This is a genomic window from Brevundimonas sp. R86498, from assembly GCF_044598075.1.
Lineage (GTDB): Bacteria > Pseudomonadota > Alphaproteobacteria > Caulobacterales > Caulobacteraceae > Brevundimonas.
The window spans coordinates 1,672,895-1,687,114 of record NZ_CP139004.1; the positions used below are offsets into that span (position 1 = coordinate 1,672,895).

The following is a 14,220-nucleotide window of genomic DNA, read 5'->3' on the forward strand; positions in this document are numbered from 1 at the left end:
CGGATCCTCAGTAGGTCGTGCGTCCGCCCGAGATGTCGAAGGTGGCCGCCGTCGAGAAGCTGCACTCCTCGCTGGCCAGCCAGCAGATCAGCGCCGCCACCTCGTCCAGTTCGCCAAGGCGGCCCATGGGGATCTTGGACTGCATATAGTCGATCTGGCTCTGGGGCAGCTGGGCCAGGATCGGGCTCTTGAAGGTCGCCGGGGTGATGGCGTTGACGCGCACGCCGGTCTGGGCGAGCTCCTTGCCCAGCGACTTGGTGAAGCCGAGCAGGCCGGCCTTGGAGGCCGAATAGGCCGAGGCGTTGGGGTTGCCTTCCTTGCCCGCAACGGACGACACATTCACGATCCGGCCGTAGTCGTTCTTCAGCATGTGGGGCACGATCGACCGGCAGCAGTAGAAGGCCCCGTTCAGATTGATGTCGATGACCCGGCGCCAGCTGTCGACCGGGAACTCCCACACCGGGCCGGTGGCGCCGGTCACGCCGGCACCGACCACCAGAATGTCGATGCGGCCCATGGCCAGGGCACTGGCGTCGGCGGCGCGGGCGACCGCCTCGGCATCCGACACATCGAGTGCCTGGTAGTTGGAGGCACCGATCTCCTCGGCAACCCGGGCGAGGGTGTCGGCATCAAGGTCCCACAGACAGACCTGGCCGCCCTCCGCGATGATGCGGGCCGCCGTTTCCCGGCCGACGCCCGAGGCCCCGCCGGTCACGACCGCGCAACGGCCCCCGAAACGCTGCTGGTAGACGCTCACGCCGCTTCTCCCGCACCGGTCGCGCGCCAGGCCACGACGGTCTGGGACTGTTCACCGAGGCCTTCGATCCCAAGACGCATGACGTCACCCGGCTTCAGATAGAAGGGCTCCGGCTTCTGGCCGAGGCCGACGCCCGGAGGCGTGCCGGTGGTGATCAGATCGCCGGGCTCGAGGGTCATGAACTGGCTGACGTAGGCGACGATCTCGGCCACGCCGAAGATCATGGTGCGGGTGTTGCCGGTCTGCATGCGCTTGCCGTTCAGATCCAGCCACATGTCCAGGTTCTGGACATCGGCCACCTCGTCTGCGGTGACCAGCCAAGGGCCGACCGGCCCGAAGGTGTCGCAGCCCTTGCCCTTGTCCCAGGTGCCGCCGCGCTCGGTCTGGAAGGCGCGCTCGGACACGTCGTTGATCAGCACATAGCCGGCGACATGGTCGAGGGCGTCAGCCTGGTCGACGTAGGACGCCGGCTTGCCGATGACGATGCCCAGCTCGACTTCCCAGTCGGTCTTCAGCGAGCCGCGCGGAATCATGACCTCGTCGTTCGGTCCGTTCAGGCAGCTGATCGCCTTCATGAAGACCACCGGCTCAGTGGGCTCCGGCAGGTTCGATTCAGCCGCGTGGTCGGCGAAGTTCAGGCCGATGGCGATGAATTTGCGGCTGCCCGAGAGAGGCACGCCATGGCGTACGGGGCCTTCGACGGCCGGCAGGGAGCCGGCATCAATGCCCTTCAGTCGCGCGAGCCCGTCGCCGTGCAGCAGGTCCGGTGTGATGTCGGTGATCTGGCCGGACAGGTCGCGGATCACACCGCTTCCGTCCAGCAGACCGGGCTTCTCATGACCCTTGGGGCCGTAACGCAGCAGTTTCATGGACGGTGTCCGGTCGTTCAGTGGGTGTAGGGGCGGTGGAGCAGGACGTCGGGGTTCAGGCTGACGCCGAAGCCGGGCGTGTCGGGAACCTTCAGTCGGCCATTCTCCGGTACCGGCTCGCCCAGCAGCAGGGGCTGGAACATCGGCACGACCTCGTCGGCCTTGGGAGCCATCATGAGGAACTCGGCGAACGGGCTGTTATGGCGCGTGGTGACGAAGTGGTAGCTGTAGACGCTGGAACCGTGCGGGATGCACAGGACGCCGCGGGCATCGGCGAGGGCCGAGATCTTGATCAGTTCGGTCATGCCCCCGCACCAGCCGACGTCCGGCTGGATTATGTCGCAGCACTCCATCTCCAGCAGCATGCGGAAGCCCCAGCGCGTGGCCTCATGCTCGCCGGTGGTCACCAGCATGCCTTTGGGCGCATTCTTCTTCAGGTCGCGATAGCCCCAGTAGTCGTCGGGGCTGAGCGCCTCCTCGATCCACTTCAGGCCATACTCATGGGCCTTGTGGGCCAGCCGGGTCGCGTAGTTGAGGTCCAGCGACATCCAGCAGTCGAACATCAGCCAGAAGTCCTCGCCGACGCGATCGCGCATCGTGGCCAGTTCCGCGATGTTCTTGCGCAGGCCCTCCTCGCCCTCGGCGGGGCCGTGGTGCAGGGGCATCTTGCCGCCGATGAAGCCCATCTTCTGAGCCAGATCGGGGCGGGCACCGGTCGCGTAGAAGGTCAGCTCGTCGCGGACCTTGCCGCCCAGCAGGTGATGGACCGGCTCGCCCCGCAGCTTGCCCATCAGGTCCCACAGCGCCAGGTCGACACCCGACAGGGCGTTCACGACCAGACCCTTGCGGCCATAATATTGGGTCGAGAAATACATCTGGTCCCAGATCTTCTCGATCTCGTTGGGGGCGAGGCCCTCGAGGAAGCGGGCGAGGTGCTTCTCGACGATATAGGCGGCCGGCTCACCGCCGGTGGTCACCGCAAATCCGACCGTGCCGTCCATGGCCTCGATCTCGACGACCAGGGTGCCCAGCACATTGATGCCGAAGCTCTGGCGGCTCTGGCGGTACTCGGGATAGCGCGACATCGGCGTGGCGATGTGGTCGTCGATCCAGTGGCCTTCGCCCTGGTCGTGATAGTCGGCACCTCCGCCCCGGACGACGAATGCCCGCACCTGGCGGATAAGGGGAAAGGCCATGCGGGACGCTCTCGGGTATCAGTATGTGAGATTTAAGAGGAGAAAGGGTGGCGGGCCGTGCTATGGACGCGGGTGGCTCGTGACCTCGAATTCCCCATTTGTCCCAGGCCGATTGCTTGTGCGTCGTGTCAGCATATGAAATAGAACTTTACGAGATGAGAATATCGGCGTCAACAGAAACAGACACCCGGGCGGGCGAAGCGCGGGCCAAATCGTCGAGCAGCCAGACGCTTCTGCGCGGTCTTGATGTGATCGAGGCCGTGTCGGACGGGACGATCAGCCTGGCCGATCTGGCGGCCGTTCTGGGCCTGAATCGCAGCACGACCCACCGGCTGGCAGCCGCGCTGGTGGAACGGCAGTACCTCAATTTTCTGCCTCGCGAGGGTTATGTCCTCGGCCCGAAATTGCTGGAGCTCGGCTTCAAGGCCCAGCAGCAGAAGGACCTGCCGCGGGTCGCACGACCCTACCTCGAATCGCTCGCCGCCATGACCGAGGACACCGTCCACCTCGGCGTGATGGACAAGGAGCGGGCCCTCTATCTGGACAAGATCCCGGGACGGCGCCGGATCGAGATCAGTTCACGGGTCGGCGAACGCCAGCCGCTGCGCTCCACCGGTCTGGGCAAGGCCCTGCTGCTGGACGAGACCGAGTCGCGCTGGGGCGAACTGTTCGACGTCGAGGAGGCGATCGCCCGGGGCGGCATCGACCGGGACACCTGGCTGGAGCGGATGCGCACCTATGCCGAGGCGGGTCACGCCTTCGACCTTGAGGAGAACGAGGACCGGATCCGTTGTGTCGCCGCGCCAATCCGTGACGTGTCTGGCCGGATCGTCGGGGCGATCAGTCTGTCCAGTGCGGCCCAGTATATGGACGACCGCCGCATGGAGTCCCTGCCGCAGGAGGTCCGCGCCACAGCCGAGGCGATCAGCCGGGAACTGGGCTGGCGTGAGGACGCCGTGGCGGTTCCAGAACCGAAACCCCGATCGCGGCGGCCCGCCCGGTCATGAACAGCGAAGGCCCCTGATGTTGCTTGAAGGCAAGACTGTACTGATTACCGGCGCGTCCGGGGGCATTGGCCGGGCGGCGGCCATCGGCTGCGCGCGCCACGGGGCGGATGTCGCCATCAACTATCTGAACGATCGGGACGGCGCGGACAGCGCGGTCGCCGAGATCGAGGCGCTGGGCCAGCGCGCCATCGCGGTGAAGGGTGATGTCTCGGATCCCGATCAGGCCCCCGTCTTCGTCGAGGCGGCGGTCAAGGCCTTCGGCAAGGTCGACGTCTTTGTCAGCAACGCCGGCATCTGCCCCTTCCACAGCTTCCTCGACATGCCGCGCGACGTGCTGGAGCGGACGCTGCGGGTGAACCTGCATGGGGCCTGGTACATGACCCAGGCGGCGGCCAACCGGATGGTGGACCAGGGGCACGGCGGGGCCATCATTGCGGTCAGCTCGATCAGCGCCCTCGTCGGCGGCGGCATGCAGACCCACTACACTCCGACCAAGGCCGGGGTTCATTCCCTGATGCAGTCGTGCGCCATCGCCCTGGGCCCAAAGGGGATCCGCTGCAACTCCGTGCTGCCGGGCACGATCGAGACCGACATCAACCGCGAGGATCTCGCCGATCCGGCCAAGCGCGAATACATGGCAGGGCGCATTCCGCTGGGCCGGCTGGGCGAGCCGGATGATCTGGCCGGGCCGATCGTCTTCCTGGCGTCCGACATGGCCCGCTATGTCACCGGCGCGGCGCTGCTGGTGGACGGCGGTGCGTTCGTGAACCTGCAATGAGCGGCGCGGGTATAGAAACGGTCGCGTTCCGGATGATCATGAACCCGGGGCAGGGGGCCGAGTATCGCCGTCGCCATGACGAGATCTGGCCGGAACTGTCGGAGGCCCTGCTGCAGGCCGGGGTGCTGGACTACCGGATCTTTCTGGACCCGCAGAGCGATCATCTGTTCGCGGTGATGACACGACGGGTCGATCACACCCTGGCCGACTTGCCGCGCACGGAGATCATGCAGCGGTGGTGGGCCATGATGGCGGACATCATGCAGGCCGGACCGGACCATGTGCCGGTGCAGGTCGATCTGGACCCCGTCTTCCATCTGGAGGCCCCAGCGGCCTGAGGTCAGGACCGGTCGAGGTCTTCGACGTCGTCCAGCCGGGTTTCGGGGCGGGCGTCCGGGCTGTCTGTGGTCAGGGTGACGTGGTCCAGCGTCAGCCCGCGGACATGACGGGCAAACAGGCCCCAGGCCGGGCTGACGCCGAACATGCTGGGCTCCGGATAGGCATGGGGCAGTTCCGGAACGGGCCGCTCCGCATCCGCCGTCGTGCCACCGCCGTCATAGGTCAGATGGACGTTGCGCAGCACGACGTCCTTGATCGGGTGGTCCGGCAGCCCGGCGATCGTCGCAGCGTAGCGCGGGTCGATCCCCGTCGCGGTCAGGTTCTCGATCGTGACCCGGCGCAGCGACCCGACCCCGGTTCCCGGCGGGCCGCGTCGACGGTCCCCCAGCCGCAGGAAGATCGGCGCGGTCGTCACCTCGCGCATGACGATGTCGCGCACCCTGATGTCCTCGATCACCCCGCCATCGACGGTCTCGATCGCCAGCCCGCGTGAGCGTTCGAACACGCAGTCGGCGATGTCGATGTCGCGGAAATCGCCGTTGGACTCGGTGCCCAGCTTGATCCGGCCGGTGACCCGGTCGAGATCGGGGGAGATCTGTTGCGTCCGCCCGAAGGTGCCATCCAGGATCGTGCCGGGGTCGTAGCCGCTCACCCGGCAATCGCGGATCACGATCCGCTCGGTCGCGCGGCGCTCGCCCAGCGCCATGGAGGTCTTCAGCACGATGGCGTCGTCATTGGGTGTATTGACCTGAAGGTTCGACAGCCGCGCATCGCGCACGCAGTCCAGATCGATGCCGTCCCGGTCGGTGTCGATCCGCAGGTCCGACATCACCAGCCCGTCGACGCCCGTCAGCAGGAAGGCGAAATGTCCGCCCTTCAGGACGGTCAGGTCGCGGATGACGACGTTGCGGGCGTTCTTCAGCGCCACAGCCTTGTTGCCCAGGCCGGTCATGGCCGCCTGTTCGGCCTCGAAGGCTGCGGGCGACAGGGGCACGGCCGGGCCCATCGACAGCGGACGGTCGCCGATGTGGTCGCGCGACCACCGGGCCCCCGGCCCCTCGCGCGTCAGGCCCACGCCATGGATCAGCCCGCGACCGATCAGGGCGACGTCCTCGACGTCCTCGCCCCAGATCAGGCTGTTGTGCCAGTGGCTGTGGCCGAAGTCCTGCCAGGCGTCGTGGGGGTTGGGTTCCGGCGCATCGTAGTGACCCGGGTGTCGGGCCGGGTCGGCTGCCTCAAGCACCGCCCCTTCGCAAAGCTCCAGCGTGATGCCGCTCTTCAGCCGGATCGAGAAACTGAGATAGTGGCCGGCCGGCAGGACCACACGGCCGCCGCCCTTGGCCGCGGCGGTCGTGATGGCTGCGTTGATGGCATCGGTGTCCAGCGTGAGCCCGTCGCCCCGCGCCCCGTGGTCGCGGACCGAATGGACCGATTGCCCGCTCATGCGCCGCCGGCCAGCCGCAGGGCGTGGACGCGGAAACGGCTTATCCTCAGATGGTTCAGGGTCGTGCGAACGGCGAACCAGCCGCGCGTGTAGGGGCGGGAGTCGGTCATGGCGAACAGCCGCTGTCCGTCACGCCAGTATTCGATCTGCGATCCGGCGGCGACCAGACGGATCCGCTGTACGGCGTTGGGCACCAGCAGGGTCGAGGGGGCGGACAGGTCGTGCTCGGGCAGGATCGGCCGCTCGGACGGCATCCCGACATAGCGCCGCATCCGGGTGGTGGTGTTCCGGTTGCCGCCCTGTCCGACATAGTAGGTCAGCAGGTCGTCATAGTCGGCAAAGGCTCCGCTGCGCGGGCGCGGCGGGGTGCCCTCGGCTGTGCCCGCATCCGACGCCATCCAGAAGGCGTTCAGGTCGCTGACCTGGTCATTGGGGCCGCCCTCGGCGACGGCGACGGCGTCGTATTCGATCATGACCGGACCGCGCAGTTCGCGTCGGAACCAGACGCTGGCCCCGGCCGGGGTATCGATGTCCAGCCGGCCATCGCGGGCCTCGACCCTGCCGCCCCGCTCCAGCTCGACCGACCATTGCGACAGGCCGTCGGTGAAGTCGTCCTGATGCAGCAGCGGGCCGACGGTCAAGCCGGTGCCTCCGCCGCGGGCTGTGGCACAGCCGGTGGCGGCCACGCCCAGACCGGCTGCGGCCAGGGCGAGGCCGGAGCGGCGCGTCAGGCCGCCCGTCACCGCGCGGTCCGGGGCAGGGCCGGGGGGCCGCCCCGGGCGGTTCTCAGCGCCACCAGCCTGACGTCCTCGACCGCATTGGCGGGGTCCCCGTCGCTGGTCACGGCCAGGGCGATGACATTGCGCCCGTTCGGGTTCAGCACGCCGGTCGGCAGGACGAAGGTGCGCTGGGGCCCGATGTTGGAGATGAACTGCCCCATCTGCCAGCCATTGACAAAGACCAGCACGCGATAGGCTCCCGGCGACCGCGGCGTGTCCGGATCGCCGAAGGTCAGGGCCAGCGAGTGATCGTGGCCGCGGGGCAGGTCCAGATCAACCTCGGTCCGCAGCCAGTACTCGCCCGCCGGAAGATCGGAGGGGGCAGCGTTGGTCCAGTCCGCTGCATTGTGCTCGGGCAGGTGCCAGCCCTCGCGCTCTCCGAACAGGCCGCCGTTGTTCATCGGTCCCCGGACGGGGTCGGCGAGGTCCTGACCGCCGCGCACGCCCTGGATGCGCCACTGGATGGGGACCGCAAAGGTCGGGCCCGACGCCGTTGTCAGCGAGGCATAGACCAGGCCACGCCCTTCCTTGTGAGCGTCGTCGGCGTTCAGGTTCCAGTTGTTGCCGTTGTTGCGCACCATCACCGAGAGGACGTGATCGCCGGTTCCCCGCAGCGTCTCCGGGATGTCGAACGCGGCCGAACCGGTGGTGACGGGGAAGGTCAGATTGGTCGGCAGCTCATGCTGACCCAGGAACTGGCCATCCAGCCAGACCTGGATCATGCCGCCCCCGCCGCCGCCGTAGTGCAGCGTCAGACGGTCCGCGTCCTGTCCGCCCTGATAGCGGCCCCGGTACCAGACGTCGCCGTGATGGAAGCCATAGTCGTCCATCGTCAGGATCGGCTGACCGGCCGGGGGGCGGGTCGGACTGGCGGTGCGGCGACTGTCGGCCAGACGCCAGCTGCTGTCGTCGAAGTCGGGGGCGGCCTCCGGCGAACCTGCCCGGTAGCGCCAGGCGGCCCGGGTCAGGTCCGGCAGGACCACGGGGGCGGGACCGGCCAGGCCGCGTGTCGCCAGTCGGCCTCCGCCGGCTGCGTCCTGCATGGCGACGGTCTGGCCGTTCCAGCGGATCTGCCGCAGGGCGGCGGGGGCCCAGATTTCCAGAGGGGTGTCGGCCTCCGTATCGCCGGTCAGGGCGAGGGTGCCCCGTTCGGCGGTAGCCGTCCGGACCAGGGTCGGTCCGCGTTGCAGGACGGCACCGGCCGAGGTGTCCTGACGCCAGAAGGTCTGGCCGGCCGCCTCGTCGCCGATCAGCAGCAGCAGGGGCGCGCGCCCCCCGCCGCTGATGCGCACGCGCTTCAGGCCTTCGTGCACATAGTTCAGGCGCAGGTCGCCACGAGCGGCGTCGAACACGGACGTCACCTCGCCCTCGATCACCTCGACAGTCGGGGCAGAGGTGTAGCGCAGGACGGTCTCTCCATCCTCGCCGGCCCGGCCGTAGAACAGGGCCACGTCCTGATCGTCCTGACGCAGGTGGGTCTGGAGTTCCGAGGTCGAATAGACCAGCCGCTGCCGCTCCAGATCATAGGCCGCCAGCAGCATCTTGGCGTCCTGGCCCCGGATGCGCAGCACGCCCGACTGCGGGGCCGCATAGGTGCCGTCGGCGGTGGCGATCTCGAGGCTGATGGTCTCGTCCCCGCGCCGGTTCGACGGGTTCGGAGTCACGACATACAGGTGGGTCCCGGTGGCCGGATCGAGGTTGTGATAGACCTTCAGATTGGGGTTGGTCGGCTTTTGGGCGCGGCCCTTTTCCATTGCCGCGAGGATCGGACCGGTCCGGTCGAGAAACTGGCCCATCAGCTTCATGGTCAGGGCCTTGGGACGCAGGCCCCGGGCCTCGTCGATGGCCGCGCCATAGTCATAGGAGCTGTAGACCACCGGGGCCGGCATCCAGCCCCAGGAGGTCCCGCCGAACGTCATGTAGAAGCTCTGGATGGTCAGGGCGTTGGCGATGTTGGTGCCGTAGAAGACCCGCTGATAGCCCGATCCGATGCGCTCGGACGTGCAGGGATACAGGCCGTTGGAGCCCCAGTGGTCGAACCAGCCACCGCCGAACTCGGCCACGAACCCGGGGGTGTTGGGCGAGGCGCTGGATCCGCCGCGCGCACCTCCGGGGCCGTAGATGCCCCAGTCCGGGGCCGCGGTGGGCCCACCGGTGGTGCCGTCGAAATTGCAGCCGCCGCCCGGGTAACCGTCAAAGGCATACAGGTCGACCGGGCCGGGAACCGTGCCGGGCACATCGCTGTCACGCGGCGTCCAGATGCCGTTGCGGCCCTTGTCATTGTGGAAGATCGGCACAGTGATGCCGTCCTCGCGCGCCCGGTCGTACAGGCGCTGCATGTAGCGGGCGTGGGCGGGGGACACGACGTCCAGTTCGTTCTCGATCTGGTAGGCGATCACCGTCCCGCCGCCGTCCGTCAGCTGGTGGCGGGCGATGATGGCGTTGATCTGGCCCAGCCATTCCTCGGCGGCCTGCAGATACTCCGGCGCGTCGGTGCGCGATCGGGCGGACTGGGTCGTCAGCCAGCCCGGGAAGCCGCCGCGCGTGACCTCCGAGTTGATATAGGGGCCGGGCCGCACGATGACGTACAGCCCTTCCTCGGCGGCCATGCGCAGCAACAGGTCCATGTCGCGCACGCCGGTAAAATCGTACTCACCCGGCGCGGGGGAGTGGTAGCCCCAGGCGAAATAGAAGGCGACGGTGTTGTAGCCCGTGGCCTTCAGCTTCTGCAGCACGTCGCGCCACAGGGCCGGGCTGGGCAAACGGAAGGGATGCATCTCCCCGCCCCAGATGAAGGTGCGCTGGCCGTCGATCATCAGCGACCGGCTGTCCCAAGTGATCCGGTGCGCAGGGGCCGGGACGACCGGCGGCGGCGGGGCCGGGGTCTGGTTCAGCACGGTGAAGTGACGGACGGTTCCGGACAGGCCGGGCAGCTCGGTCCTGGGCGTCCAGCGGCGCAGGTCGTCGCTGTCGCTGTACCAGTAGCGCTTGGCCACATACTCGTCGAAATAGATGCGCCATCCGCCGTCGGGCCGACGCACCAGCGCCTGGCCTTCGGTGAAGGCGCCCCATCCGGCCCAGTCGCCCGTGTCGACAACCGTCCAAGGACCATCCAGCGCGTGGGATGTGGCGCGCTCGATGAACTTGGTCGTCTCGTTCTTGATGAAGGCCTGGTAGAGGCCGCCCTCGCGGACGATGAAGGTGTCGATATAGTTGGGGCCCAGCCCGGCCAGCGGGCGCGGCGCGCTCCAGGTGGTCAGGCCGTCGTCCAGCGCCGTGATGATGTGGGGCTGGAACTGTCCATCCGGACCGTTGCGGGACAGGGCGTAGATGACGTGGGTCGATCCGTCCTCGTCGACAAACCATTCGGGGGCCCAGGTGTTGGTCACGCCGGCCAGCGGAACTTCCAGATTGCGCACATGCTCCCATGTGACGAGGTCGCGACTGCGGGCAAAGCCGATCTCGTTGTTGTTCCAGTCGGTCGTGTAGACCACGTGATACCAGCCGTCGGCGCGACGGATCAGGCTGGGGTCGCGGATCAGGCCGGTCGGCGGGGTGAAGGCGGACAGGTTGAGCGGCGTGAACGTCGCGGCGTCGGTGGAGCTGTAGACGCTCATCGTCGTCGCATTGCCGTTGCTGAACGAGGTCAGCACATAGGGCAGGCCGTCGGGCGCGGGGCGAGGATCGACCTGCCCCCCGGAGGCCGGTGCGGCAGTGAACCAGAGGGTAGCGGCAAGGCCGGCCAGGATTCTTTGGGTCATAATCGGGCTCCCGTGAGCGGTGCGGTCAGGGCGGCTGGAACAGGGCATCACCAGCCTGCCGGGCGGGGGGTGGCGGGCGCGTTGGCGGCTGCGGTGGCGATGCTGTCCGGTGGTGGGGGGCGGGTCGGATCCAGACGGCCTGTGTCGGACCGGACGGTTCCGGTTGCATCCGGTATCTCGGCGAGGGCGTCCGCCACGGCCCAGGCCAGCAGCCATGCGCCATAGGCGTTGTGATGGGTCGCGTCCCGGCCCTGATCGGCGAACGCCGCCCGGGACCGGTCCGGTCCCAGGGCCTCATACAGGACGGCGCTCGTCGCGTTCAGGTCGATCACGGGCACGGCCTGTTCAGCTCCGACCGCGTGGACGGCCGCCGGATAGTCCCCGTGGGTGTTCACGATCCGCCTGTCCGGGCCGAAGCTCCGCCGGTGGGGCGAGGTGACCAGGACCGGCCGGGCCCCGCGCCGACGCACCTCGTCGATATAGACCCGCAGATAGCTGCGGAAGGTGGTTGCGGCCCCGGCATGGGTCTGGGGCCACTGGGTCTTGGAATCGTTGTGGCCGAACTGGATCAGGACCAGATCGTCCGGCCGCATCTGGCTCAAGGCCTTGTCCAGACGGAGCGAGGTCAGGAAGGACTTCAGGGTTTCCCCCAACTCGGCGTGGTTGGCGACGGCGATCTCGCCGCCGACGAAACGCGGCAGCATCTGACCCCAGCTGGCATAGTCCCCGCCGGCCTGGTCCGCGACGGTGGAATCGCCCAGCAGGACGATGCGCCGGGCCTCGACCGGCTCGATCTCGACCTGCGCCACTCCATCACCGAACAAGAGCGTCAGCCGATCGTCCCAGCTGCGCGAACCCGTCTCGCGCGGGTTCAGCCGCACCCGGGGACCGCCCGGGGCATTGGCGGGTACCGGGTCCAGATCCGGGTTCCGGACATTGACCGTGAACCGCTGCGGGCCGGTGGCGTCCTGGACCATCAGCCTGCGACTCTCGGCCCGGACGGTCAGGGGTTGCCCGTCCCGTGGAATGACGGTGACCCGGTAGTCGCCCTCGGGGGCCGTCACCGAGAACGGCGGGGGGTCGCCAGCATCGGCCTCGAACCCGAACCCGAGGGCCGGATCGAACGCCTGATGTTCACCGACATCGGTCCAGCCCGGCCCGGCCGGCGCTCCCGTGAAGTCGAAGCGACGGGCCTGTGCTCCCGCGGGCGAGGCCAGACTGGCCACCATGACGGCCACCATGCTCAACCTGACACCGCGCCCTGCGGTCACGGCCGCGGCAGGGTCATGCCGGTGCCGAGGTAGAAGCCCACGTGCGGCGGCTGGTTGTAGGACGTATTCTGCCAGGCGACGGCGAGGCGATAGACCGGGTCCTGCATCAGGGTGACCAGCCGCACGTCAGTCGGATACGGCGTGGCGTAGAGGCGCAGTTCCGAGTTGTCCGCAGCGCGCAGGATCACCTCCTCGCGCCAGTCGCCGACGAGGTCCGCAGACAGGGCCGGGTTGGCCTTAGTGCCATTGTTCGATGCCGCGCCCGAGGCCACCAGCAGGGGCTCGGAGGTCGCGGTTTCCCAGTTCCATTTCCGGATCGTGGTCCCGTCCAGCAGCTCGCGCAGCAGGTCCCCGTCCCACCAGATGGCGAAGTTGATCTGGGCCGGGCGGGGGCCGATGGGCTGGCCCGCCGCGGTCATCAGGGTGTCGGAATGGATGGCCCAGGCTTCCGCCCCGGGATGGCGCGGATCGATATCGGCCGCCAGACCGCGACCGACGTCGCGGTCAGCCGGCGTCGACCAGAGCACCCCACCGGTGCGGGCATCCAGCATGGCCGAGCCGACGCCGCCGTTGCGGCCCGGGCTCTCGTGCACACCGAAACGCTCCAGTCCGGGGCGCTCCGGATCGAGATCGGACAGATGCAGCGCATCGCCGTGGAACAGCTGCGCGCTCCACAGGCCGGTGCCGTCATCGTCGAGCGCCATGGCCCCGTAGACGATCTCGTCGCGGCCGTCTTCGTCGACGTCGGCGACGGCCAGCTGGTGGTTGCCCTGACCCGAGAAGGCGTCGTCGGCCGATCCGCTGTCGAACAGCCAGCGCTGGCTCAGGGTGCCGTCGCGCCAGTCCCACGCCGAAACGGTCGTGCGGGCATAGTAGCCCCGCCCCATCACGATGCTGGGCCGCTGGCCGTCCAGATAGGCCACGCCGGCCAGGTAGCGGTCGGAGCGGTTGCCATAGCCGTCGCCCCAACGCTCCGTCAGCTGCGCGGCCGTGGGGGTGGCCGTATCGGGATCGCGCGCGGGGGTGAAGGCCTCGGTGGCCACGGCGCGTCCGGTCTGTCCGTCGAAAACCGTCAGATACTCGGGCCCGCGCAGGATACGCCCGGTCAGGTCGGCATAGCGGCTGCCGTCGGGCCGGAGGGCGGCCCCGGTGCGATCCGCCTGGGGGGCTTCCCCGCCACGCTCGCGCCAGTCTGCGGCGGCATCACCGACGATGCCGCCCTGGCCATCGATCGTGCCGTCAGCGGTCTTGGCGACCACCTCGGCACGGCCGTCGCCGTCGAAATCGAACACCAGAAACTGGGTGTAGTGAGCCCCGGCCCGGATGTTGGGGCCCAGATCGATGCGCCACAGACGTTGGCCCTCGAGGGTATAGGCGTCCAGAATCGCCGGGCCGGAATAGCCGGAGAAGGCATTGTCCCTTGACGTGGACGGGTCCCATTTCAATACGATCTCGTAGCGGCCATCGCCGTCCAGATCGCCGACGCTTGCGTCATTGGCGTTGTAGGTGAAGGCCGTGCCGTCGGGATTTATGCCGCCAAGGGGCTGCTGGAGGGGGATGGACAGATATCCGTTCGCCCAGACCTGGACCGGGGTGGTCGCGCTCGCGTTCGCGCCGGAGACCTGAACGCTGTAGCTACCCGCCGTGGGGACGCCGTCGGTGTCGACGAAGTTTGTGCTGGCGACAATCGGGTGAGGGTTCAGCTTCGTGCCGTCACGATAGACGTCAAACCCCGTGTCCGGCGTATCATCGGAGCGCAGTCTCCAGCTGATGAGCACGCCGCCGGCCACGGCGGGCACGGCCACCACGCCCCGGTCCAGATTCTCGGCCGCACGGCGGGGCGGGGAGGGGACCTCGGCCAGAACCGGGCCGGCCGCGACGCCCATGCACAACAGGCTGGTGGCGAGACATCGTTTCAGGGACCGCATGTGTTTTCCTCCAGGGGCCGATGGTCGGGCGACGTTCAGCGTTCGCTCCGGCTTGGTCAATGTGTTCCACAGAATGCATTGACATGTCACC

Annotated in this window: 11 protein-coding genes; 3 read left to right on the forward strand and 8 right to left on the reverse strand. The window is 68.3% G+C overall.

Features of this window, described 5'->3' with window-relative positions; translation table 11 throughout:
- Positions 1 to 7: 7 nt before the first annotated feature.
- Genes SJY26_RS08240 through rhmD form a run of 3 tightly spaced genes read right to left on the reverse strand, consistent with a single transcriptional unit; the run spans position 8 to position 2,822 of the window.
- Positions 8 to 757, reverse strand: a complete 750-nt coding sequence (locus tag SJY26_RS08240) for an SDR family NAD(P)-dependent oxidoreductase (protein WP_396595648.1) — start codon at positions 755 to 757, stop codon at positions 8 to 10.
- Positions 754 to 1,626 carry a fumarylacetoacetate hydrolase family protein gene (locus SJY26_RS08245; RefSeq protein ID WP_396595649.1) on the reverse strand — a complete coding sequence of 291 codons (873 nt, stop codon included), beginning with the start codon at positions 1,624 to 1,626 and terminating at the stop codon, positions 754 to 756. The genes SJY26_RS08240 and SJY26_RS08245 overlap by 4 nt, the downstream gene beginning before the upstream one ends.
- A gap of 17 nt (positions 1,627 to 1,643) precedes the next feature.
- A complete protein-coding gene (gene rhmD / locus SJY26_RS08250) occupies positions 1,644 to 2,822 on the reverse strand; it encodes an L-rhamnonate dehydratase (protein WP_396595650.1) in 1,179 nt (392 codons plus the stop codon).
- A 155-nt stretch (positions 2,823 to 2,977) separates the two neighbouring features.
- Here rhmD and SJY26_RS08255 point away from each other — a divergent pair, with 155 nt between their 5' ends.
- From SJY26_RS08255 to rhaM, 3 genes are read left to right on the forward strand one after another with little or no spacing between them, the layout of a single operon-like run.
- A complete protein-coding gene (locus tag SJY26_RS08255; RefSeq protein WP_396595651.1) occupies positions 2,978 to 3,829 on the forward strand; it encodes an IclR family transcriptional regulator in 852 nt (283 codons plus the stop codon).
- A 16-nt stretch (positions 3,830 to 3,845) separates the two neighbouring features.
- Positions 3,846 to 4,607 (forward strand): SDR family NAD(P)-dependent oxidoreductase, encoded by a 762-nt coding sequence (locus SJY26_RS08260; protein WP_396595652.1) that lies wholly within the window; start codon positions 3,846 to 3,848, stop codon positions 4,605 to 4,607.
- Complete coding sequence (rhaM, locus tag SJY26_RS08265) at positions 4,604 to 4,945, forward strand: L-rhamnose mutarotase (protein ID WP_396595653.1); 342 nt, start codon at positions 4,604 to 4,606, stop codon at positions 4,943 to 4,945. The genes SJY26_RS08260 and rhaM overlap by 4 nt, the downstream gene beginning before the upstream one ends.
- A 2-nt stretch (positions 4,946 to 4,947) precedes the next feature.
- On the opposite strand, the gene SJY26_RS08270 is transcribed toward rhaM, so the two are convergent.
- From SJY26_RS08270 to SJY26_RS08290, 5 genes are read right to left on the reverse strand one after another with little or no spacing between them, the layout of a single operon-like run.
- A complete protein-coding gene (locus tag SJY26_RS08270) occupies positions 4,948 to 6,390 on the reverse strand; it encodes a glycoside hydrolase family 28 protein (RefSeq protein ID WP_396595654.1) in 1,443 nt (480 codons plus the stop codon).
- Positions 6,387 to 7,133 carry a DUF6250 domain-containing protein gene (locus tag SJY26_RS08275; protein ID WP_396595655.1) on the reverse strand — a complete coding sequence of 249 codons (747 nt, stop codon included), beginning with the start codon at positions 7,131 to 7,133 and terminating at the stop codon, positions 6,387 to 6,389. Before SJY26_RS08275 ends, SJY26_RS08270 begins: the two co-directional genes overlap by 4 nt.
- Positions 7,130 to 10,930: a beta-galactosidase gene (locus SJY26_RS08280; protein WP_396595656.1), complete on the reverse strand. Its 3,801-nt coding sequence runs from the start codon at positions 10,928 to 10,930 to the stop codon at positions 7,130 to 7,132. Before SJY26_RS08280 ends, SJY26_RS08275 begins: the two co-directional genes overlap by 4 nt.
- Before the next feature lie 47 nt (positions 10,931 to 10,977).
- A complete protein-coding gene (locus SJY26_RS08285; protein WP_396595728.1) occupies positions 10,978 to 12,171 on the reverse strand; it encodes a rhamnogalacturonan acetylesterase in 1,194 nt (397 codons plus the stop codon).
- A gap of 26 nt (positions 12,172 to 12,197) precedes the next feature.
- Entirely contained in the window at positions 12,198 to 14,129 is a 1,932-nt protein-coding gene (locus SJY26_RS08290; protein ID WP_396595657.1) for a rhamnogalacturonan lyase, read from the reverse strand.
- Between the last annotated feature and the right edge of the window lie 91 nt (positions 14,130 to 14,220).

What these genes read in the sequence shown, in the direction of transcription:
- rhaM (WP_396595653.1), top strand. Translation starts at nt 4,604, where the DNA reads ATGAGCGGCGCGGGTATAGAAACGGTCGCGTTCCGGATGATCATGAAC.
- SJY26_RS08255 (WP_396595651.1), top strand. Translation starts at nt 2,978, where the DNA reads ATGAGAATATCGGCGTCAACAGAAACAGACACCCGGGCGGGCGAAGCG.
- SJY26_RS08285 (WP_396595728.1), bottom strand. Translation starts at nt 12,171, where the DNA reads ATGGTGGCCGTCATGGTGGCCAGTCTGGCCTCGCCCGCGGGAGCACAG.
- SJY26_RS08280 (WP_396595656.1), bottom strand. Translation starts at nt 10,930, where the DNA reads ATGACCCAAAGAATCCTGGCCGGCCTTGCCGCTACCCTCTGGTTCACT.
- SJY26_RS08245 (WP_396595649.1), bottom strand. Translation starts at nt 1,626, where the DNA reads ATGAAACTGCTGCGTTACGGCCCCAAGGGTCATGAGAAGCCCGGTCTG.
- SJY26_RS08270 (WP_396595654.1), bottom strand. Translation starts at nt 6,390, where the DNA reads ATGAGCGGGCAATCGGTCCATTCGGTCCGCGACCACGGGGCGCGGGGC.
- rhmD (WP_396595650.1), bottom strand. Translation starts at nt 2,822, where the DNA reads ATGGCCTTTCCCCTTATCCGCCAGGTGCGGGCATTCGTCGTCCGGGGC.
- SJY26_RS08260 (WP_396595652.1), top strand. Translation starts at nt 3,846, where the DNA reads ATGTTGCTTGAAGGCAAGACTGTACTGATTACCGGCGCGTCCGGGGGC.
- SJY26_RS08290 (WP_396595657.1), bottom strand. Translation starts at nt 14,129, where the DNA reads ATGCGGTCCCTGAAACGATGTCTCGCCACCAGCCTGTTGTGCATGGGC.